Genomic DNA, 20,893 nt, shown 5'->3' with positions numbered 1-20,893 from the left:
ATTGACTCAGGTTTTATATTTTATATTTTATAAAATAACTTATCACTATTAACTGCTTCTCCCTTATAAAATTATGAAAGCTAGAATTGAAAACAATGTCATATATATTAACCACGAAGATGTTCCGGACTATAAAAAAGCCGGTTCTGTGGTGAGAAACAGTTATTTTTGGGCATTACGATCCATTGCTGGGAAATCTAGACGTTACAGTGATTGGGAATATGAAAGTGAGGTTTGGTTTGCTTTATCAAGGATGTTGATGTCTTTTACCGAGTCGGGATATTTAGGTCTTAGGGAAACAATGTTAGAATTTCCTCAATCTACAGATATTCCCCAAGTATTTCGAGATGTTGCAACTTGGGAATAAGAAATAACTATCAACAATTGCTGCTTTTTTACTTTGAAATTCTACCTTTGGAACAATTAGAAAATCTTGGTGAAGCTTTGCTTGATTTTACAAGTATGTCCGATTTACAAGCTCATTTAAAAGCGCTTGAAGGTTAAGAAAATATCGAATCCTAAAAAATGCCCATAAAAAAACGGGCTATTCGACCCGTTCTACAATAAACTAATTTAATCGTAAAAGCAAAGATGAAAGAAAGATAAACCTTTGACCTTTGACCTTTAACCTTTAACCTTTGACCTTTAACCTTTGACCTTTGACCTTTGACCTTTAACCTTTAACCTAAATTACCGTCTTGCAAATTTCTTCGACATTTTCCGTAAACGAATTGATTCAGGTGTAACTTCCACCAACTCGTCTGGTCCAATATATTCTAAAGCTCTTTCCAGACTCATATCTGTAGGTGCTTGCAATTGAACCAATTCATCACCACCAGCAGCCCGATGGTTTGTCAACTGCTTGGTTTTACAAACGTTTAATTCCAAGTCTTGAGGACGATTATTTTCTCCAATAATCATCCCTTTATAAACTTTGGTACCGGGAGTAATAAAGTAAGAACCTCTATCTTCCGCATTTTTCAAAGCGTAGAATGTCGCAACACCTTCATCAAAAGAGATTAGTACACCATTACGACGAGCAGAAATTTCGCCAATAATCGGACGGTAATCGAGGAAACTGTGGTTCATGATGCCGTCACCGCGAGTCAAACGCATGAACTCACCTCGGAAACCAATCAAACCACGAGCCGGAATGATGAATTCTAATTGCGATCGCCCTGCACCACCCACTTGCATATCCTGCATTTCACCTTTGCGCTGTCCGAGTCGCTCGATACAGCCACCAACGGCTTCTTCGGGAACGTCTAAAACCAAGAGTTCGTAAGGTTCGCAAGGTTGTCCTTTGACTTCACGGTAAATTACCTGTGGCTGGGATACCTGAAATTCATAACCTTCGCGACGCATGGTTTCAATTAAGATACCCAAGTGAAGTTCACCACGTCCGGAAACTCCAAATCTATCGGGGGAATCGGTTTCTTCAACCCGCAAAGCTACGTTGGTTTGCAACTCGCGCATCAAACGATCCCTTATTTGTCGAGAAGTTACGAAATCCCCTTCCTGACCGCAGAATGGCGAATCATTCACCGAGAAGGTCATTTGTAAAGTCGGTTCGTCCACTTTAATAAGTGGCAACGCTTGGGGTTCGTTGGGACAGGTTATGGTTTCTCCAATATTGGCATCGGCAAAACCTGCAACTGCAACGAGATTACCGGCAGATGATTGTTCTAATTCAATTCGCGCTAAACCTTCAAAACCAAGTAACTTACTAATTTTGGATTTGACAATTTTACCATCTTCCTTAACCAAAGCCGCTTGCTGTCCGGCGTTGATGGTACCGTTATGGATTCTACCTATGACAATTCTTCCCAGATAATCGGAATAATCTAAAGTTGTAACCTGTAATTGTAAAGGCTTTTCGGGGTCGCCGACTGGGGGTGGAACGTGACGTAAAATTGCCTCAAATAAAGGCTTCATATCGCTGGATTCATCTTCTAGTTCTTTTTTAGCGAAACCCGCTAAACCAGAAGCGAATAAATAGGGGAAATCGCATTGGTCATCATCTGCTCCTAATTCCAAGAACAGATCTAATACCTTATCAACTGCGACATGGGGGTCTGCACGGGGACGGTCGATTTTGTTAACTACAACAATGGGACGCAATCCTTTTTCCAAAGCTTTTTTCAACACAAAGCGTGTTTGCGGCATGGGACCTTCATTTGCATCCACAATGAGGACACAACCGTCCACCATACCTAATACCCGTTCAACTTCGCCACCGAAGTCAGCGTGTCCGGGGGTATCAACAATATTAATTAAAGTTTCTTTGTAGCGAACGGCTGTATTTTTGGAAAGAATCGTGATACCTCGTTCTCTTTCCAAATCGTTGGAATCCATGACGCAAACCGGAACGTCTTCCCCTTCACGGAAAATGCCAGATTGTTTGAGCAGGGAATCAACGAGAGTTGTTTTGCCGTGGTCTACGTGAGCGATAATAGCGACGTTGCGGATTGGGAGCGTCATAAGTACGTCCGATGAACTGCGGATTTTATATTTTGAACTTGTGTAGGTTGTAATAACAGAATTCGGAAAAAAATGCTCATTCTGTAAACATCCCTTAACAATTCTATCTTACTCTTTCCGTTTGAAAAAAGTTTTGGTAATTAGGAATTGCGAATGGGGCATTAAGAATTAGAAATTAGTAAAGAATTAAAAGTGAGAAGTAAGGAGTTATACAGGGCAAACGCATCTAGATTTAAAAGGTGGTGGTGCAGCGTTCATGCAATCGCCCTCCGGGAGAACTGCTGCTCCGCCAATTTGTGATAGCCTAAAAAAAATCAGGATGGGGTGTGAAATCGTTCAAAATGAAACTGAAGCCAAAGGAAACAATTGCAGACTACTTTGTGGATATTGAAGACCCCCGAATTGGACGCACAAAACGACCAAGGAATTTTAGTAAGCAGTCAATAACTAAAGCAACTCTTAAGCATCTTTGTATAAAAAGTTAAAAATTAAAGTAACTTAGGTGAAAATGCGATATCACTCTGTAATTTGGGAACCTGTTTAAAAAAAGTCATCGACAATTTGGTTGAGTAAATCATGAGGGTCTGACTTAGCTTTAGCAGCAAATTGTCTGAGCTTAGAAATATTTTCTGAAGATAAACGCAGCGGGGCAAAACGTTCAGGAAAAGCCCAAGCACATTTCTCACATTCGAGTTGACACCCACGACACGATGTACTTTTAAAATTGTTGCATTCATCACACAGAGGTTGCCAATTGGTTAAATCGTTTCCTCCACCTCTAATACGTGGAATTTTATGATCTTGTTGAAATCTAACTTCTGGTTCAGTTCGGTTACATACCGGACATCTGTTATGGTATCTTTCGAGAATTGTTTGCCAATCCTTTTCAGAAAGCTTAACTCGTGGAACTCTTTTTTCATTTACAGACAAACTTACGAGTTGATATGTTTTGCCTTCTCGTCCAATTCCAGTAATACCTTCTTCCCCTTGCAATTCTCGCAACCGTCTAAACACATCTACATAAGGTTTGTAAGGCTTGTTTCCTGTATGCCGACTTTTTCTAAAAAGCTCAATCGCTTCTCTTAGTTCATCCTCCCTTACATAAGGACCGGGAATACCATGTCCTATAGCCCAAAGCTTTTCTAGAAGCACTCGGTAGTATGATTTATTTGCCTGAGAGGGAGATACAAATCCTTGACAGACTTCTTCTAACCAATCTTCACGTCTCAAATTGGAAGGAACTTCTTTTTCGCTTACTTCAACAAGAGGTAAGAACTTTTGCCTTCCCCTACTTTTTCGTTCTTTAGCCATTAGTTATCTCCCCGAAGCAGCCATATGGGATCAATGTCTAATACTCTTGATATTGCATCAAGCTCGTAATCTTTTAGTGAACGTACTTGACGTTCAATTTCTGAAATATCAGATTGTTCAAGCTTGACTCCGTAGTCAACATTCAGAGCAGCAGCTAATTCTACTTGCTGTAAATCATGTTTTAATCTGACCTGACGAATTCTTGAGCCACTAATATTTTGCTTTTTGTCCACCCGCAACACCCAAAACTTATTAAAAAAAATGTTAATTAGAAGAAAAGTATTTTGTAGACGAAAATCGTCTATTAATAGTTTTTTATTAGTGAATCAACTATAATAATTCATGACAAATACGGTCTATGGTGAAGTCTATATGCGCGTTTCTTCTTTCTTTGCAGGCATTGGCGGTTTCGATCTAGGCTTTGAAAGAGCAGGAATGAACATTGTCTTTCAATGTGAAATAGATTCTTTTTGTCAACAGATTCTTAAGCGCCATTGGCCGCACATACCTTTGCATGACGACATCAAAACCCTTAATTCATCAACTATCCCTACCTCTGACTTATGGTGTGCAGGATGGCCTTGCCAAGACCTCAGTACAGCAAACACAGATAGGAGAGGACTTGCCGGAGAACGAAGTGGGCTATTCTTCACCTTTATGGGGTTGGTTAAAGAAATTCACCCAACGTGGTTGGTCATGGAAAATGTGCCGGGTTTATTGTCCGCAGAAAAAGGAAGCGCTCTTGAGACAGTTGCCGACACGCTTGAAGAGAATGGGTATTTGGGGGGATGGGTATCGTGTAACGCTGTCCATGCGGGTTTACCTCACAATCGAGACCGAGTATTCTTTGTTGCAAGTTTTAGATCCGAACGTGCCTATCACTTCTTTACTGACAGCAGCGAATTGTCTGGGGATACTTCGTCGAGAAAATCGAGCAAAACGAAAGTTAGATCCAGTTTTCGTCAAGTCACTCTCGGAGACAATCCGCTTGTGGTACAACGTCGCGGTGGCTTCGGGTACACTATGGCAAAAAGCGTCTGCCCCACGTTACGTGCCCAAACTGGAGGACATCAAGGAGGTCATTCAGACCGACCAATACTTTGCGGCGAGAAACTTGACGTGGATCGAATGGGAGAGGCTTATGGGGTTTCCTCCCGGATGGACGGTCGTAGAGGGAGACTCCTTGGCAATGCCGTCATCCCTACAATCAGCGAATGGATTGGTAAACGAATCTTAGAGATTGAAAGATTCAATAATAACGGATAAAAAGTTTATAAAGCGGATAAAAAATAAATAATCATGTTGATATTATCAAAATTTATTCCCTTCAATCATAATTCTTCATCCCTTGAGCGACGAATTTCACCAAACGCGCGATCGCAATTTCAACTTCCTCCGAAGAATTTCCCGCTATCAGCTTTCCCGTTTGACCAACTTGGTTTAAGGTTCGGACTAGTATGGCAACTGCTAAATCTAATTTCCACTGTAATTCCAAACGTGTTTGATTAGGCAGCGCTCGTTGCAGAATATCTAAAAAGCGCTGAGTACTTTCATCAAATTCTTTATTTGCAAGTTCCTGTATGGGTAAAGGTTCCCCACGACAGCGACCCATAAATTGAGCGCGAACCATTCCCGCTTCTCCCATCTGGGAAATCACTCGCAATGGAGGAGCGAAAAAGGCTTGCAAAATATTCTCTACTAATGGTGGCTCCGGCAGATTTTCATATTTCGCCAGTTGCTGAAGTTGAAGTTCGATACATTGTCTAGCCACTCTTCGCAAAACAGCAATGAAAAGTTCTTCTTTGGAACCAAAATGGTAGTGAACCGCTGCAATATTAACTCCTGCTTCCCGAATCACATTGCGTAAAGTAGTTCCAGCGAAGCCTTTTTCGGCAAATAGTCGCTCGGCAACATTTAGTATTTGTTCTTTTGTATCGGTGTTTGTTACAACATTTTTCATTAACTTTTAATCAAACGTTTGAATGATTGGATAATTTAATTATAATTAGTTTATTTATGAAATCCGCGTTCAGATTCTACGAAACAGTGCTTTTACAGCATCAAATCCAATTATAGCTATAAACGAAATCAATAAAACAAGTCCATTTATATCAAACGTATGATTGACCAAAATTAAAACGTGTGTTTGAATCATAGATGTAAGAAAACTTTTTATTACATAAGCTCCCCCTACTGGAGACAAACCCATGAACCCAGAGTTTACTCCGCACTCCGAAATATCAGGTGATGAAATTGATGAGGGAGAATATTCCCAAGAGTTAGAGAATCAGCATAAAGATTATTCCAAGTTACTTCGCTATTCCATGTTGGGTGTGCTTGGGTTAATGCTGATAGTAGGGACAGTGTTTGGTGCTAACAATTTAACCAAGACGGAACCTCAAACCAAGAAAGTTGCTGTAGCTCGTCCAATACCTGTAACTACTTTGCGAGCAGAACCTGTAAAATCTTACCAAGTATTGCGGACTTATACTGGTGAAATTGCGGCAATTCGGACGAGTGAATTGGGATTTGAGCGGGGTGGGAAGCTGGTTGATGTTTTTGTTAAAGAAGGAGACAGGATTACATCGGGACAATCGATTGCAAAGCTGGATGTAAGTAACTTACAGATGCAGAAATTGCAGTTGGAAGCACAACTTGCTCAAGCACAGGCTAGATTAGATGAGTTTACCGCAGGTCCCCGTCAGCAAGATATTACAGCGGCTCGTGCAGCAGTTGAAGACGCAAAACAGCAGTTGCAATTGCAGAAAACCAAACTTAAAAGAAGAAAATATCTTTATGGAGAAGGAGCGATCGCACGAGAACAACTTGATGAAATAGCTTTTGGGGAAAATTCCTTAAATGCTCGTTTGCAACAAGCACAAAGTAGCTTAGATGAACTATTAGCAGGAACTCGGATTGAGCAGTTAGCAGCCCAGAGAGCCGTTGTCAAACAATTGGAAGCGAGTATATCAGATTTACAAATTAATATAGCTAAAAGTACAATAAAAGCACCATTTTCAGGTATAATATCTGCTCGCCAAATCGATGAAGGGACGGTAGTTAATCCAGGTCAAGCAGTGGTGCGTTTGGTGGAAAATATTAGCCCAGAAGCTAGAATTGGAATGCCCACAACAGTTGTAAATAAATTGCGAGTTGGTAGTTCTCAAACAGTAGAGATTAATAACCAAACAACTGCGGCAAGAGTAGCTTCAATTTTGCCAGTTGTTAATCCCAGTACTCGCACCCAAGTAGTTGTATTAAAACTAGAATCTTCAACAATATCTCAAATAAATCCCGGTCAAACAGTTAGATTAAAGCTGACAGATACAATTCCCACAGAAGGTTTTTGGTTGCCCAATAAAGCCTTAACTCAAGGATTGCGCGGACTTTGGACAAGTTACGTTTTAACGAAACCGAAAACAGAAAATAGTAATACGAATCAAGACGCATTTGTACTCGAACAACGCAGTATAGAAATATTGCATCAAGAAAGCGACAGAGTTTTAGTACGCGGTACCTTGCAACCAGGTGACATGATTGTTGCTGACGGGATTCATCGTTTAGTTCCCGGTCAAATAGTGCGTCCGATTGGTGAGTAGAAAATTCATAACTCCTAACTTTTAATTATGGTTCTTCCCTTTTTCCGTAATATCCGCTTGCTAATTCTAAGTATGGTATTAATACTTGTGTGGGGTTTATCAGCGTATCAATCCTTACCGCGTCAGGAAGACCCAACACAAGTTGCGCGGACTGCTGTAATTACAACTATATTTCCTGGAGCTAGCGCCGAACGTGTAGAAGCTCTAGTAACAGAAGTTATCGAATCAGAAATATCTGAAGTTGAAGAAATTACAACTGTCACATCCGATTCAAGGGTTGGTTTATCTGCAATTTCCATTGAACTAAAGGATGCTGTAATTGATGCTGAACCAATTTGGACGCGGGTGCGGGATAGATTAGCAGTTGCAACGGTGCAATTTCCACCTGGAGTGCTGGCACCAGATTTAGATCAAGCGGAGACGCGAGCTTATGCTGTAATTGCATCTTTGGTTTGGGAAAGTGACGAACCTAATTATGCAATTTTACGGCGGTTTGCAGAAGAACTTGATATTCAACTGCGAGGGGTAGGGGGAACCGAGAAAGTAGATACCTTTGGTTTTCCTTCAGAAGAAATAACTGTGGAAATTAATCCATCAGATTTAGCCGCAGTAGGATTAAATGCTCAACAATTATCGCAACAAATCCAGCAAAGTGATGCTAAAGCAACCGCAGGACAACTCCGCAGTCCTGAAAATACTTTAGCGATTGAGGTGGAAGGTGAACTTGATTCCACTGAACGAATTCGCAAAATCCCCATTTCTTCGACTACCAACGGACAGTTTACCCGCTTGGGAGACATTGCGCGAGTTAGTAGAGGTATCAGACAACCAGTCGCGGACTTGGCTTTGATTGGTGGTAAACCAGGAGTAGCTTTGGGAGTGCTGATGGAATCTGGGAATCGAATTGATTTATGGGCGCAAAAAATTCATTCTTTATTAGATGATTTTCGGACACGGTTGCCAAATGGCATTAAATTAGAAGTAATTTTTGACCAAAATAGCTACGTAGAAACACGCTTAGAAGAACTAATCTCTAACTTAATATTTAGCGGCATCCTTGTAGTTGGCGTAACTTTTGTGGGTATGGGTTGGCGCTCTTCTCTTATCGTCGGTGCGGCACTACCATTAACAGTATTTGCGGTATTTGGAGAGTTACAACTTTTTAATATTCCCATTCACCAAATGTCAGTTTCGGGGTTAATTATTGCCTTGGGATTATTAATTGATAACGCAATTATAGTTGTAGATGAGATTCAAGTTGAATTGAAAGCAGGTTTAACACCTAAAGATGCTGTGGTGAAAACAGTTAATTATTTAACAGTTCCTCTGCTAGCATCAAGTTTGACAACTATGATTACCTTTTTACCAATCGGTTTATTGCCGGGAGGAGCGGGTGAATTCGTTGGCTCTATTGCTTGGGGTGTAATTATGTCGCTGGTTTCTTCTTTAGCGATATCTTTAACAGTAATTGCCGCACTTGCGGGGCGTTTTCTAAGTCAAAGTGGAATCAAAAAAGAAAGTTCTCGCAGTACCCGCAAATCGCGTAAATCTTTATTATCAAAACTGAAAAATCCAGATGCTTGGTGGAATGGTGGCTTTTCTTCAGCTTTCTTAGGTCGAATTTACCGTAAAACTTTGGATTGGACTACAGCGCAACCTGTAATTGCTATTGTCTTGACATTTGTACTGCCCGTAGTAGGTTTTATGAATGTAGGTTCTCTACCAGAACAGTTTTTTCCTTCCCTCGATCGCGATCAGTTCCAAATTGAAGTGGAGTTTCCTGCTCAAACTGCTATTGCTCAAACTCGTGCGGATGTATTATTGGCTCGTCAGTTGATTCGCAAGTATCCGCAGGTAGAAGAAGTTCATTGGTTTGTAGGGGAAAATGCGCCCAAGTTCTACTACAATTTTACTGGCGGGATACAAAATGCTGCTTATTATGCCCAAGCAATGGTACAGCTAAATACAGATAAAGGTGTTACACAACTAATTCGGACTTTGCAAAATGAGTTAGATGTTTCATTTCCCCAAGCACGGATTTTAGTTAAACAATTAGAGCAAGGACCACCATTTCAAGCTCCGGTAGAATTGCGAATTTATGGATCTGACATCGAACAACTGCGAATATTGGGCGCTCAAGTCAGGGAAATTCTAACGCAGATACCTAATGTGACTCATGTACGGGATGATTTAACGGAAACTCTGCCCAAATTGGGATTAACTGTAGACGAAGAACAAGCGCGGTTAGCAGGACTTGATAATACCGCGATCGCCCAACAGTTACAAAGTTATTTGGAAGGTGCTGTCGGTGGTTCGATTCTTGAAGCTACAGAAAATTTACCTGTAAGAGTCCGAATTGCTAATGCGAACCGAGGAGACTTATCTCAAATTGCTTCTTTGAATTTGCAACCCAATCAACCCAATCAACCCAATCAACCAGGTGCTAATTCCGAACCAAACCTGCGTCCTTTATCAGCCCTAGGAAATTTTAACCTAGTACCTCAATTAGCTAAAATCTCCAGACGTAACGAACAACGGGTCAACACCGTGCAAGCTTTTATTAATGCTGGAGTTTTACCGTCAACGATTCTGCAAGAATTACAGAAACGTCTTGAAACACAGAACTTTAAGCTTCCTCCAGGATATAGATACGAATTTGGTGGCGAACAAGCAGAACGTAGTGATGCAGTCGGTGGTCTTGTGTCAACCGTAGGATTGCTACTATTAGTAATGATAATTACATTAGTGCTTTCTCTCGGTTCATTTCGACAAACAGGTATTGTTTTTGTTGTTGGTGTTGGATCTGTTGGTTACGCTTTATTCGCCTTATGGGCTTTTGGTTCGGTATTTGGATTTATGGCAATTGTCGGCACAATGGGGTTAATTGGGATTGCCATCAACGGTGCGATTATTATTTTGTCAGCCTTTAACGAAAATGAAGCAGCGCGTCAAGGAGATGTCGCAGCAGTGCGGGAAGTTGTAGTAAAAGCAACCCGTCACGTATTGACTACAACTATCACTACAATGGTCGGTTTTATCCCGCTAATTACCGAGGGTAATAGCTTCTGGATGCCTTTAGCAATTGCGATCGCGGGTGGTATTGGTGGTTCTCCGCTACTGGCACTTTATTTTACTCCTGCGGCTTATTTGTTAGTGAAAAAACGGAGGAAGAATCCGGGTAAACGGAAACAGCTTCTGCTTCCTCCGGCGGTTTCTTGATTTTGAGTGGAGGCAAGCTGAAAATATCATTAACCATTAAAAATAAAACTTTAAAAAACCCGATTACGCTTTCGTAACCGGGTGAAATGCACTAAAAAATCTGAATATCTAAGCTATCTTGAGCAATCTACGTAAAACTGACTGGTCTTCGATTTTGACTTTAAGACGACCATTTTCTATATCCCGAATCCAACTTTGACTTTTACCCATGAGATTTGCTAGTTCCCTTTGAGAAATACTTAAATTTTTTCTTGCTAAACGGATATGTTCCCCCACTAAACTGCCTGCTGTTTTAATCTTTCTTTTTTTCTTAGTAGTTTGCTGCTGTTTTTTCCGCGCTGCTAGGTTTGGCTGATCCCATTGCGGTGCAAGTTCAAAGCATAAAATTCGCGCATTCATCAGCATTTTCCATTTACCACGGGGGCTGACATCTGTTAACCTTCTTCCTTCATCACCATCGTTAATCCAAAATTCGATGGCTTCGTCTGGGTCTTCGGGAATATCTGCTAACTTAGCCCACAACGGTTGAATGGGTGGTGGATAACTCACCGGATCGAAAATTGGTTTCATTCCATAATGTGACAAAGTTTCTAAATCGCTTTCAAAAGTTCGCAGCAGCCGTTTTCGTTCTTCCCTCTGTCTGCAAGCGATCGCAACTTTGCGATCGCCATAAGCTACACGCATTAACGTAGGTATGGTAATTCGTTGTTCTTTGCCCATTTTTGCTTTGAACATCAACCACATCATTAACCTTGCTGCACCTTCATGCTGTTGCCAAATACTCATAACTGTAGTCAGCAAAGATTTAGGTAAATTACCATATTGATAAAAAGCTGTTCGTTCTTTACAAGCCTCTTTATTTAAGAAATACTTTGCCCAAGTTCCAGCTTGAACTCTAAATGTTAAACCAATCAGATATTTACATCCTAAGTCGTCTTGTTGGAAATGATGCTGTATTCCTAATAACTCCCACAATTTACTTTTTTCTAAAGAGATTGGCTCTAAACGCCCCTGTTGAGGCAAGTCAATAGAAATTATTAATGAACAAACTTGCAAAACTAAATTTTTCATCAAAGCCAATTTTGTCGTTTTGTTCAAGTCTTTGCGTTTCTCTAACCCTAAATACTTCTCGATTTGCTTATCATCTATAACAAATTCTTCCTCCCAAGGTTTTTCACAGAAAGTCGCATAAGCAGCAAAAATCAAATGTACGCAAGCAGCACGAATATCAAGAGCTTCTACTGCTTCTAAATCTGTTGCAAATTTACATTCTTCAGAAGAAGAATTAATCTGAAAAGCAATGTTTCCCCGTCCTTGATTTATCCGTTTGCTGTAACGCACACTATTGGTTTCATCGATTTCCCAAGGTAAAGATGTCCGTTGAGACAACACATTACAAGCTTCCCATATCGGAATACCCGACGCAAATGGATTACTTTTACCATTAAAAAATAAATCGGAACTAGTCAATTCTCTATCATCAATTTTGCACCTGCCTTTTTTAACCTGTAGTGGGATTGGGGATTTACTCGGACAAGCTGATACGCATTGGGGTTCGGAATAATAACCCTCGCAGTTGTTACACAAATGAGGGTCAATCCAATATTCACCATTGTCGATTTTGATAGCACCTGTTGGACACTGAAAACGACATTTATCACATCCAGCGCAACTGTTGTTAGAAATTGTATAAGGCATAAGGCTATTTGCCACTTAACTTCTTGCGACGTTTGGCTCAAGTCTTACCTAGATGTGTTTTTTTAGATATGCTCACTACCACACTTCACAATCGGAATAAAGGTTTTCCGATCGCAATCCTGACTCACATCTATATATGTACTTCCGATTAAGAATAGGGAAGTTAATTACAAGTATTAACCAGAGCCTATATTTCAAACTTCATTACTTATAGTTTTCATAAAGTTATTAAAAGTTTTTGTTCGGAATGAGCTATGAACTAGTTTTTCTATTATTACTAAAAGATTAACAAGTACCTTTTATATTGGAACTTGTAAGGTTATTAAATTGTTCTCGAAGAACAAATCAATTATTAATAATCTCAAGGTTTGTTCAAAGCTATATTCAAAATTATTTGGGTCTATTTACTATCTTAACATATTCTTCACAGAATTTTCATAATATTTTGTTTTGATAAAGTCGAATTTTATTTAATAGTATTTTTCCAGATTATCTAAGTGTTAATGTATATTGCGGTCATAATACCTAGTTGAGATAGACGGGAAAGAAAAATACCATAAAGCTTGCCTTCAAGTTAAATTTGAACTTGACAATATGTGTTTACTTGTAATTAATTTAACTATTAAGAAGTATGACAAATGTAATCTATCCACTTTCATTGAAATGACGAAAGTAAAAAAATATATTTTGTATATATGTGAACCAAAAGATTTTAGATATTTTTTGTGATTAATTGAAAGACAATCTCATTTATCGAATTTACCTTGATATATCAGATTGCGTATCTTAAGTTATATTTGTTTCTAGTTGTTGATAGTAAACGAACTAATATTTATAAGAAATACATTTGTAATGATGTGTTAAGGGAAAAAGTTAAATAGCTGAAAATATTATAGGGTAGAGCTTGTAAACAATAAATAGTCAAATTATATTATTGTTAGATTATAAGACAAAATTAAGCGATCCTCAAAAAGGATACTTTAAAAAATTAAACCTAAAAGTAATATTTATGGTTTAACTTATTTGATTATGACAATATAAAAATAGCTAAGTTTGGTTTAATATTAAAGAGAAAGCTACAAGCGATGTAAGCAGATCTTTTACTAACAGGTTTAATTATGGCAGTACTAACAGGTTTGACCGCAGGTGGTAAAACGTGGACACCGAAATTTGTGCAAGAAGTTGATAAACACAAATGTATCGGCTGTGGAAGATGCTTTAAAGTCTGCGGACACAATGTATTGTCTTTAATGGCAATGAATGAAGAAGGTGAATTTGTAGAAGATGAAGACGACGATGAAATTGAGAAAAAAGTAATGGTTGTTTCTCAAGCAGATAACTGCATTGGTTGTGAATCTTGTTCTAAAATTTGTCCAAAAAATTGCTATACCCATACTGAACTGGATAGTTAGGTGTGAATAATGTTTTTAGTAGTTGTTGGGTAACTAGTAAATAGCAGTGAATCAATAATTCTTAGGGGAATCTCTTTATATCTGACTGGCAAATAAGTTCACTGCGAACAAACGGAGAAAGTTGAAATCATCTAGATTTAACAAATTTAGATTAACGATTCATATAGCCTGATTAATATATTGGACAATTATATTTATTCAGTTGTCAAAAATACTATAAGTATTCAAAAGTAAAATGAATGCAATAAGTAAATTAAAAAATCTCTACATAACGGCATTCATCGATACATTACACGAGCTTTTACACCAAAAATCGCTATGCAACAAATCCCTGCTTCATTATTAACTTTGGTTGCTGGAGCTTTTGTGACAATTGTAGGTATTTGGGTTAGTCAAACTCATAATCTATTACCAGTACAAGCATCCGAACAAGCACCTTTAGTAGACAACTTCTTTAACGTCATGTTCGCGATCGCCATTGCTTTGTTCTTAATCGTAGAAGGAACAATTTTATTTTTCGCGATTCAATTCCGTCAACGTAAAGGCGATAATACAGACGGACCACCGATTGAAGGTAACGTACCGCTAGAAATATTTTGGACTGCAATTCCGACTTTGATAGTCTTTGGTTTAGGTATTTACAGCGTAGATGTTTATAAGCAAATGGGAGGATTCCCGTCATCAAGTCCTGCAATAGTTGAAGCCGATCGTCATGACCATAGTGGAAGCGTCATCGCAGCCAGTATTAGCGAAGCTCCGACCATATCGGCAGATACAGCACCGGGGGTCACTCAAAAAATTGGCATCAAAGGTTCACCCGCACAGCAAAATAAAGCAGCAGATGTAACCGTAGATGTTACCGGAATGCAGTTTGCTTGGATTTTTAGTTACCCACAAGATAACGTCACATCTGGTGAATTACACGTTCCGGTTGGTGCTGACGTACAGTTGAATATTGCAGCAACAGACGTAATCCACTCATTTTGGGTACCGCAATTCCGTTTGAAGCAAGATGCAATCCCTGGAATGGCTACCGAATTACGATTTGTCGCTACCAAACCAGGAACCTATCCGGTAGTTTGCACAGAATTGTGCGGTGCTTATCATGGTGCAATGAGAAGTAAAGTAATCGTTCACACTCCCGACGAATATCAAAGCTGGTTGCAAGAAAACCGGATTGCACAACAAGAATCTAACGGAACGGTTGCAGTTAACCCAGCAGAATTGTCATCATCCGAATATCTTACCCCCTACAGTTCGGATATTGGCATTAACTCAGCAGTTCTCGCTCAAATTCAGAAATAATTTAGGAACAGGTCAAAGCTTAAAGGTTAAGAATTAAGAGTGAGGGTTGGTTTTAATTCTACCCTTTTCTCCCATCTCCTTAAGACAATCCAAAATCTCAAATCTAAAATCCAAAATCGAATGACTCAATTAGAACATCCACAAACTACAACCGAAGTGGCTGCTCATGCTCATCCCGAAGCATGGAAGTGGTATGACTATTTCACATTTAATGTAGACCACAAGGTAATTGGTATTCAATACTTGGTGACATCGTTTATTTTTTATCTGATCGGTGGATTGATGGCTGTAGCCATGCGTGCCGAATTGGCGACACCCGATGCAGATTTACTAGATCCCAATCTATATAATGCTTTTCTGACTAATCACGGAACAATCATGATTTTAATTTAGATTTATAGGTGCCGTGATACGATTAAGGTTGTTGATGATTGGTGTTAGTCGTGAGCAGGTTAATTGTCGGGTATTGTCGGGTCAGCAGCAAGCAGCAATTTACAGATGGTCATGCACTCGAACGATACATTGATGCTTTAGTTAAGTATGGAATACCGCAGAGTTTAATTTATTTCGACGTTGAAACAGGGGTTAGCGATACTCGCGAAGGATTTGGTACCGTCCTTGAATTGGTAAGAGCAGACCGTGTAAAACAAGTTGTTATCCCGAACTTTGACCGCTTAACCCGCAGTCCTTTGCAGTGGGAACAAGCAAGGGAACTGTTTGCGAAACATGAGGTGCAAATCAAGTTCCTTGAGGATGGGGATTTGGATTTGACTTCTCCTGACGGATTATTTACGGGACGGGTAAAAGCTGCATTAGCCGCGCAGGTTCGAGACAGATTAAGAAGTCATTCTATCGCTGGACATGCAAAACACCGAGAACGCGAAGAGCCATATAAACCAATTTTTGGATATATCAAAATTGATGGTGCAATCCTTACTAATCAATCTCTATACCCGAAAAGTGACTTAACTTATTTCCAAGTTGCCAGGAAGTTAGTCGATCTGTTTTTGGAATGCAAGTCTTTAGGTAAAACTCTTGAAAATTTTAAGCAACAATTTTATTTGCATCCAGCTAGTTACGGGGGGAAGATTCACCTTAAAGCCCCTTCTAGCTCCACTGGGATAAGAAGTTGGTTACTCAACGCGCAGTTAAGGGGAAAACTGCAATATCTTTCGTTTGGACATAAGACACCACAAATAATCATTGATAGCATACATCAACCATTAATTAGCGACTCGGAATGGCTGATGATCAAATCTATTTTTGAGGACAATAAAACTCGTAAAAAAGGCGTTAGCTGTGACAAATTGAAAAATCCTCTTAGCGGTGTCGCTCGATGCCGAAATTGCGGTGGAGCAATGTCACAGAAGGTTAACTACAAAAACAAAGCGGGGGAGTGGGGACGATTTTTGACTTGCCGCAATGCTAGAAACCGAAACGAACGCTGCAAAGCTATTTATGCGAGAACTTATAAGCTGACATTAGATATAGCCGAAAAGCAAGTACAAATTGGACTTATAGCGCGATCGCAGCAAATAGCAAATCTGGTTCCTACCGAAAAACCAAATAACCCCAAAATTCAAGAACTCAACGACTCAATCCTAATGTTAGAGCGATTGAACGATCCAGACTTATATGATGCGATTGAGAAAAAACGAACTCAATTATTCCAGATCCAGGAAAGCGAGAAGCTAGATGCTGTTGAATCCTCTGAAAAGGTGAAATTATTGCAGTATATGCAGCACCCTGATTTTTGGGAAGGTATGACACCTTATGACCGCAATTTAGTTTACCGAGAATTAATTGAAGTTGTTTGGTGCGATCGCGGTTCAGTTGAAGTTGTACCTAGAATTTGACCATTTTCTCGGAGCCTTTGTAGCTCTTGCTCAATTGTTACACCTTTGCTCTCTAAGTGTTTGTCGAAGCGCTCGACTGCTTTCATGAGTATCTGGACGGCTATTTTCATCAATTCTTTGGTAGCGTTGTTTTTCAAAAATAATCTATTGGCTAGATGTTTCTGTTAACTACAAGCAATTGAATCTTCGTCTGTACTCCATCCGAGACTGAAAACACTGGAAACACTACTCAAGACGGATAAATTTATCCATCTTTTTTTCATGATGTCTAAGTTCTGAAATATTTATAGAATTGATGCTTGCTCAACCCTCAACAGTTCTGCATCCGAGGCAACATATGATCTAATGTTAATGGTGATTTTTGATAACTTTTGATGGCAACAACGCGATTTTGTGAAAGTAATGAAAAAACCGCGATCGTTAACAAAAATATTCAATATTATAGGACTTAGCAAAAAGGCATATTTTTCTTGTAGGGGAGGCGGTTGAGGGGGCGTAGATAATATCCCCCTTTATTGCCGTTGCTAGTACACAGACTAATTATCAACCTAGTAATAAGACGGTGAGTGTACGGCGCCATCCGAGTTTTGTGACACTTGCGGTCATTCCTGTATTAATGAGAATAAACACAACATATATATGCAGTGAGAATAGATGTAATGCGTAAATTTTAGTGGTCATAACAATGTATTTCTGAAGTTACATAGCTACAAAAGTTGTGGATTTGAACTTATGCATTTGCAGATTTTATTTATAATGCAAGCTGATTTTTAACAAATAAATTTGCTTTCAAGTTAAATAAAGACTTTTGACTGATGACTAATTAAAGATTCACGATATTTAATTAAGCCAACACCTCGATCAAATTTGCCCTGCTACTTCTGGAGTATATGGAAAACCCGTCCCTAATATCTGTGCTATTTGCTACGTCAAAAGTAAGCGAACATTTAATCAAACCGCTAGGTCATCATCAGTTGCTGTTGGTACTGTTGGAACTATCGCTGTTGCTGCTCGTAGCGCGGGGAATGGGTGAGATAATGCGCCGAATTAACTTACCACCTGTGGTGGGGGAATTACTCGCGGGGGTGGTGCTTGGTCCTTCGCTATTTGGCTTGTTATTTCCCAACTTACACGACCATATTTTTCCTGAAAACCAACAACAGTCCGATTTGCTATCGGTGATTTCTTGGTTGGGTGTACTGTGTTTGCTAATTGTCACCGGGCTGGAAACCGACCTAAAACTAATTATCCGCAAAGGTAAAACGGCTTTACTGATTTCCCTGGGTGGAATTATCGTTCCCTTTGTAACTGGATTCGGACTCGGTTGGTTTTTACCAGAAACTTTTTTAGCCGACCCCAACAAACGATTGGTTTTCAGCTTGTTTATTGCCACAGCAATGAGTATTTCGGCTGTCCCGGTGATTGCTAAAGTACTGATGGACTTGAACTTGATTCGTCGCGATATCGGTCAAGTTACCTTAGCGGCAGGAATGACCGATGATACCATTGGCTGGATTTTACTCTCCGTGGTTTCCGGCTTAGCTAGCAGTGGTAAATTTGACTTCGGTACGGTTTTTCGATCTGTAAGTGCCGCGATTTTATTTTTAGCGATCGCCTTTACAATCGGACGGACAATTGTCGATCAAATACTGCGCTGGGTGGATGATAAAGTTGGGGGTGTTACCGCTAGTTTATCAGTGTTGCTGGTTCTGTCTTTCTCGGCCGCAGCGCTAACTCAACACTTAGGTTTGGAAGCCGCATTAGGTGCTTTTGTTGTGGGAATTCTTGCCGGTCAATCTCGCCGTTTCAACAGCGAAGCCGGTCACACTTTAGAAATTATTACCGCTGGGTTTCTCGCACCGATTTTCTTTGCTTCGGCTGGTTTGAAAGTTAATTTGCTTTCCTTATTAGTTCCGCAAACTTTGATATTTGGACTGATTGTCCTCACTGTTGCTTGTGTAGGAAAATTTACAGGTGCCTATATCGGTTCTCGCGTAGGCGGCTTGAGCCATTGGGAAGGAATAGCTATGGGTTCGGGGATGAATGCTCGTGGAGCAATGGAAATTGTGGTAGCAACCATTGGTTTATCTTTGGGTGTTCTCAATCCTCAAATGTATTCGATTATTGTAATGGTGGCGATTGTTACTTCGGTTATGTCTCCACCGTTGTTGCGCTGGTCTTTGTCGAAGGTGACTATTGGTGAAGAAGAAGCTCAACGCTTGGAACTAGAAAAATTAGCAAGCCGCAGTTTTATTAAGCAGATACAGCGCGTTTTGATTCCCACTCGCGGTGGTGCAAATATCCAGTTAGCAGCGCAGTTGGTAGGCTATATAGCGCAGCAAAACCCCTTAGACGTAACACTTTTTTATGCTGAAAGCGACAAGCAGCCCCCCAGTAAAGCCCGTCAAACAGCAACTGCGGTCAAAGATACTGCTACACAAGAGGCTTTTACTGCTGTAGCCGAAGAGATGCAGCTACCGGATGAGTCTAATCTGCAAACAAAAACCGAGTCGGGACATAGTAAAGTAGCAGCGATTATCAATGAAGCTAGTAAAGGTTATGACTTGATTGTGCTGGGAGCATCCGAACAAACACGGTCTAAAGATGCACTTTTTAATTTATTAGTTGACCAGGTAATTCAAGAAGCACCTTGTGCAACAATGGTGGTCAAGTCGCATTTAACTGAAGCTCAGGGTGAAAGTTGTAGAATCCCTCAACAGCCGTTGAAAAATATTCTCGTCCCCACTGTAGGAACAGAATACAGTAAAAACGCCATAGAGGTAGCAAGTGTAATTGCCGCTGCGACTGGGGCATCGGTGACAATTGTCAATGTAATTAATTTACCGCAAATCGAATATATTCTTTATGAAAGGCGATCGTTCAATCCCATGAAAGATATTGCCAGTGACTTACTCGAACAACAAGCTGTAATTGGTCGCAGTTTGGGGGCTGAGGTAAAAACCTGCATTCTCAAAGGTACCAGTCCAGAAACGGAAATTCTCAAGTTTGCCGAAAATGAAGGTTTTGACTTGATTATTTTGGGTAGTAATATCCGCATGGTAACTGGACGAGTTTTCTTCGGTCATCGAGTTGACGCAATTTTGAATAGATCTCACTGTCCGGTTGCTGTGATTACTGCACCTTAATTAGTAGGGAATAGGGAGTAGGGAATAGGGAGTAGGGAGTAGGGAATAGGGAATAGGGAGTAGGGAATAGGGAGTAGGGAGTAGGGGGAGAAGAAATTATATCAACCGACCCACTCATAAAATTCAATCGCTTCTGAATCACAACTGTGACATCCCCCACATTTTTTCCCATCCTCCATTTTGCGGACTCGATTTTTACGGATTAGCTTACCTAGCATTCCTCGTAAAGCGTTTCCATCCATGCGAAAATGGAGTTTCATATCGGCAAGAGAAGCTTTTTTATGTTGGGAAAGAAAACTTTGTAGTTCGTTTAATATCATAGTTTGTTCTTTCTTTTGCTAATGACTAATGACTTCTTTCCTACGAGCAGTACCTGCCATTTTTAATCCAAAAATCGTTACAGCCATAGCTAAAGACAATCCCACTACCCAAGCAATAGAAGAGCTAGGATGTTCTGCTATTGTTGCTACTTGGTAATACTTTAATATGAGTCCGGTGAATATAGCGGCGATAATACCTAATAGGTAAAGACTTAAAACTATATTCTGACTGCCAACGGTGAAGAAAGCACCACAAAATAAAGCGTAAACTGCTAATCTGGCGCTACAAGACATAAACGGGTTCATCATTACCGTCATCAAGCGATCGCGTTTATTTTCTAATGTCCGCGTCGCCATAATTCCCGGAATGTTGCAGCCAAAACCAACAATCATCGGTACGAAGGATTTACCCGGAAGCCCGATCAAACGCATCAACCGATCCATCACAAAGGCAGCCCGTGCCATATAGCCAGTATCTTAAAAATTGAACGTAATAATAAGGGTTGTAGTGTCACTACTACTACTCCACCACATAAGTTATAGGGG

At 40.0% G+C, this 20,893-nt stretch carries 15 protein-coding genes and 2 pseudogenes; 10 read left to right on the top strand and 7 right to left on the bottom strand.

What is annotated here, in order from left to right; translation table 11 throughout:
- Positions 1 to 73 precede the first annotated feature (73 nt).
- Entirely contained in the window at positions 74 to 367 is a 294-nt protein-coding gene (locus VB797_RS03150; RefSeq protein WP_323236163.1) for a hypothetical protein, read from the top strand.
- Positions 368 to 402: 35 nt separating this feature from the next.
- Positions 403 to 504 (top strand): annotated as a pseudogene (locus tag VB797_RS03145) (DUF4351 domain-containing protein); the annotation flags it as partial.
- Between the two features lie 186 nt (positions 505 to 690).
- Here the strand turns inward: VB797_RS03145 and typA are convergent.
- The 3 genes from typA to VB797_RS03130 form a co-directional block, all read right to left on the bottom strand.
- A complete protein-coding gene (gene typA, locus VB797_RS03140) occupies positions 691 to 2,481 on the bottom strand; it encodes a translational GTPase TypA (protein ID WP_323236162.1) in 1,791 nt (596 codons plus the stop codon).
- Positions 2,482 to 3,021: 540 nt separating this feature from the next.
- Positions 3,022 to 3,792: an HNH endonuclease gene (locus VB797_RS03135; protein WP_323236161.1), complete on the bottom strand. Its 771-nt coding sequence runs from the start codon at positions 3,790 to 3,792 to the stop codon at positions 3,022 to 3,024.
- Positions 3,792 to 4,025, bottom strand: a complete 234-nt coding sequence (locus VB797_RS03130) for a helix-turn-helix transcriptional regulator (protein ID WP_323236160.1) — start codon at positions 4,023 to 4,025, stop codon at positions 3,792 to 3,794. The genes VB797_RS03135 and VB797_RS03130 overlap by 1 nt, the downstream gene beginning before the upstream one ends.
- Before the next feature lie 109 nt (positions 4,026 to 4,134).
- Between VB797_RS03130 and VB797_RS03125 the strand changes: the two genes are divergently transcribed.
- Positions 4,135 to 5,058 (top strand): DNA (cytosine-5-)-methyltransferase, encoded by a 924-nt coding sequence (locus VB797_RS03125; protein ID WP_323236159.1) that lies wholly within the window; start codon positions 4,135 to 4,137, stop codon positions 5,056 to 5,058.
- 61 nt (positions 5,059 to 5,119) lie between these two features.
- Here VB797_RS03125 and VB797_RS03120 read toward each other — a convergent pair whose 3' ends face one another.
- A complete protein-coding gene (locus tag VB797_RS03120) occupies positions 5,120 to 5,752 on the bottom strand; it encodes a TetR/AcrR family transcriptional regulator (protein ID WP_323236158.1) in 633 nt (210 codons plus the stop codon).
- Between the two features lie 247 nt (positions 5,753 to 5,999).
- On the opposite strand from VB797_RS03120, the gene VB797_RS03115 reads away from it, so the two are divergent.
- Positions 6,000 to 7,391, top strand: a complete 1,392-nt coding sequence (locus tag VB797_RS03115) for an efflux RND transporter periplasmic adaptor subunit (protein ID WP_323236157.1) — start codon at positions 6,000 to 6,002, stop codon at positions 7,389 to 7,391.
- Positions 7,392 to 7,463: 72 nt separating this feature from the next.
- Positions 7,464 to 10,610: an efflux RND transporter permease subunit gene (locus VB797_RS03110; protein ID WP_323236156.1), complete on the top strand. Its 3,147-nt coding sequence runs from the start codon at positions 7,464 to 7,466 to the stop codon at positions 10,608 to 10,610.
- Between the two features lie 108 nt (positions 10,611 to 10,718).
- On the opposite strand, the gene VB797_RS03105 is transcribed toward VB797_RS03110, so the two are convergent.
- Entirely contained in the window at positions 10,719 to 12,308 is a 1,590-nt protein-coding gene (locus VB797_RS03105) for a helix-turn-helix domain-containing protein (protein ID WP_323236155.1), read from the bottom strand.
- Between the two features lie 1,118 nt (positions 12,309 to 13,426).
- On the opposite strand from VB797_RS03105, the gene fdxB reads away from it, so the two are divergent.
- From fdxB to VB797_RS03080, 5 genes and pseudogenes are all read left to right on the top strand, one after another.
- Entirely contained in the window at positions 13,427 to 13,720 is a 294-nt protein-coding gene (gene fdxB / locus VB797_RS03100) for a ferredoxin III, nif-specific (protein WP_323236154.1), read from the top strand.
- Between the two features lie 318 nt (positions 13,721 to 14,038).
- The gene (locus VB797_RS03095; protein ID WP_323236153.1) at positions 14,039 to 15,025 is read left to right on the top strand and encodes a cytochrome c oxidase subunit II; all 987 of its coding nucleotides are present in this window, start codon (positions 14,039 to 14,041) and stop codon (positions 15,023 to 15,025) included.
- 120 nt (positions 15,026 to 15,145) lie between these two features.
- Positions 15,146 to 15,415: pseudogene (locus VB797_RS03090) on the top strand (cbb3-type cytochrome c oxidase subunit I); the annotation flags it as partial.
- 53 nt (positions 15,416 to 15,468) lie between these two features.
- Positions 15,469 to 16,881 carry a fdxN element excision recombinase XisF gene (gene xisF, locus VB797_RS03085; RefSeq protein WP_323236152.1) on the top strand — a complete coding sequence of 471 codons (1,413 nt, stop codon included), beginning with the start codon at positions 15,469 to 15,471 and terminating at the stop codon, positions 16,879 to 16,881.
- 890 nt (positions 16,882 to 17,771) lie between these two features.
- A complete protein-coding gene (locus tag VB797_RS03080) occupies positions 17,772 to 20,027 on the top strand; it encodes a cation:proton antiporter (RefSeq protein ID WP_323236151.1) in 2,256 nt (751 codons plus the stop codon).
- 101 nt (positions 20,028 to 20,128) lie between these two features.
- Here the strand turns inward: VB797_RS03080 and VB797_RS03075 are convergent, their stop codons facing one another.
- Positions 20,129 to 20,347, bottom strand: a complete 219-nt coding sequence (locus VB797_RS03075; protein ID WP_323236150.1) for a FeoC-like transcriptional regulator — start codon at positions 20,345 to 20,347, stop codon at positions 20,129 to 20,131.
- 18 nt (positions 20,348 to 20,365) lie between these two features.
- Positions 20,366 to 20,812 (bottom strand): nucleoside recognition domain-containing protein, encoded by a 447-nt coding sequence (locus tag VB797_RS03070; protein ID WP_323236149.1) that lies wholly within the window; start codon positions 20,810 to 20,812, stop codon positions 20,366 to 20,368.
- Positions 20,813 to 20,893 lie beyond the last annotated feature (81 nt).

Source organism: Rivularia sp. UHCC 0363, assembly GCF_034931125.1.
Classification (GTDB): Bacteria; Cyanobacteriota; Cyanobacteriia; order Cyanobacteriales; family Nostocaceae; genus Rivularia.
Note: the sequence above shows the minus strand (reverse complement) of the source record. Positions and strands in the feature narration are given on the sequence as shown.

What these genes read in the sequence shown, in the direction of transcription:
- VB797_RS03070 (WP_323236149.1), bottom strand. Translation starts at nt 20,812, where the DNA reads ATGGCACGGGCTGCCTTTGTGATGGATCGGTTGATGCGTTTGATCGGG.
- VB797_RS03115 (WP_323236157.1), top strand. Translation starts at nt 6,000, where the DNA reads ATGAACCCAGAGTTTACTCCGCACTCCGAAATATCAGGTGATGAAATT.
- VB797_RS03150 (WP_323236163.1), top strand. Translation starts at nt 74, where the DNA reads ATGAAAGCTAGAATTGAAAACAATGTCATATATATTAACCACGAAGAT.
- typA (WP_323236162.1), bottom strand. Translation starts at nt 2,481, where the DNA reads ATGACGCTCCCAATCCGCAACGTCGCTATTATCGCTCACGTAGACCAC.
- VB797_RS03095 (WP_323236153.1), top strand. Translation starts at nt 14,039, where the DNA reads ATGCAACAAATCCCTGCTTCATTATTAACTTTGGTTGCTGGAGCTTTT.
- VB797_RS03125 (WP_323236159.1), top strand. Translation starts at nt 4,135, where the DNA reads ATGACAAATACGGTCTATGGTGAAGTCTATATGCGCGTTTCTTCTTTC.
- VB797_RS03075 (WP_323236150.1), bottom strand. Translation starts at nt 20,347, where the DNA reads ATGATATTAAACGAACTACAAAGTTTTCTTTCCCAACATAAAAAAGCT.
- VB797_RS03135 (WP_323236161.1), bottom strand. Translation starts at nt 3,792, where the DNA reads ATGGCTAAAGAACGAAAAAGTAGGGGAAGGCAAAAGTTCTTACCTCTT.
- fdxB (WP_323236154.1), top strand. Translation starts at nt 13,427, where the DNA reads ATGGCAGTACTAACAGGTTTGACCGCAGGTGGTAAAACGTGGACACCG.
- VB797_RS03080 (WP_323236151.1), top strand. Translation starts at nt 17,772, where the DNA reads ATGGAAAACCCGTCCCTAATATCTGTGCTATTTGCTACGTCAAAAGTA.
- VB797_RS03105 (WP_323236155.1), bottom strand. Translation starts at nt 12,308, where the DNA reads ATGCCTTATACAATTTCTAACAACAGTTGCGCTGGATGTGATAAATGT.
- VB797_RS03110 (WP_323236156.1), top strand. Translation starts at nt 7,464, where the DNA reads ATGGTATTAATACTTGTGTGGGGTTTATCAGCGTATCAATCCTTACCG.
- VB797_RS03120 (WP_323236158.1), bottom strand. Translation starts at nt 5,752, where the DNA reads ATGAAAAATGTTGTAACAAACACCGATACAAAAGAACAAATACTAAAT.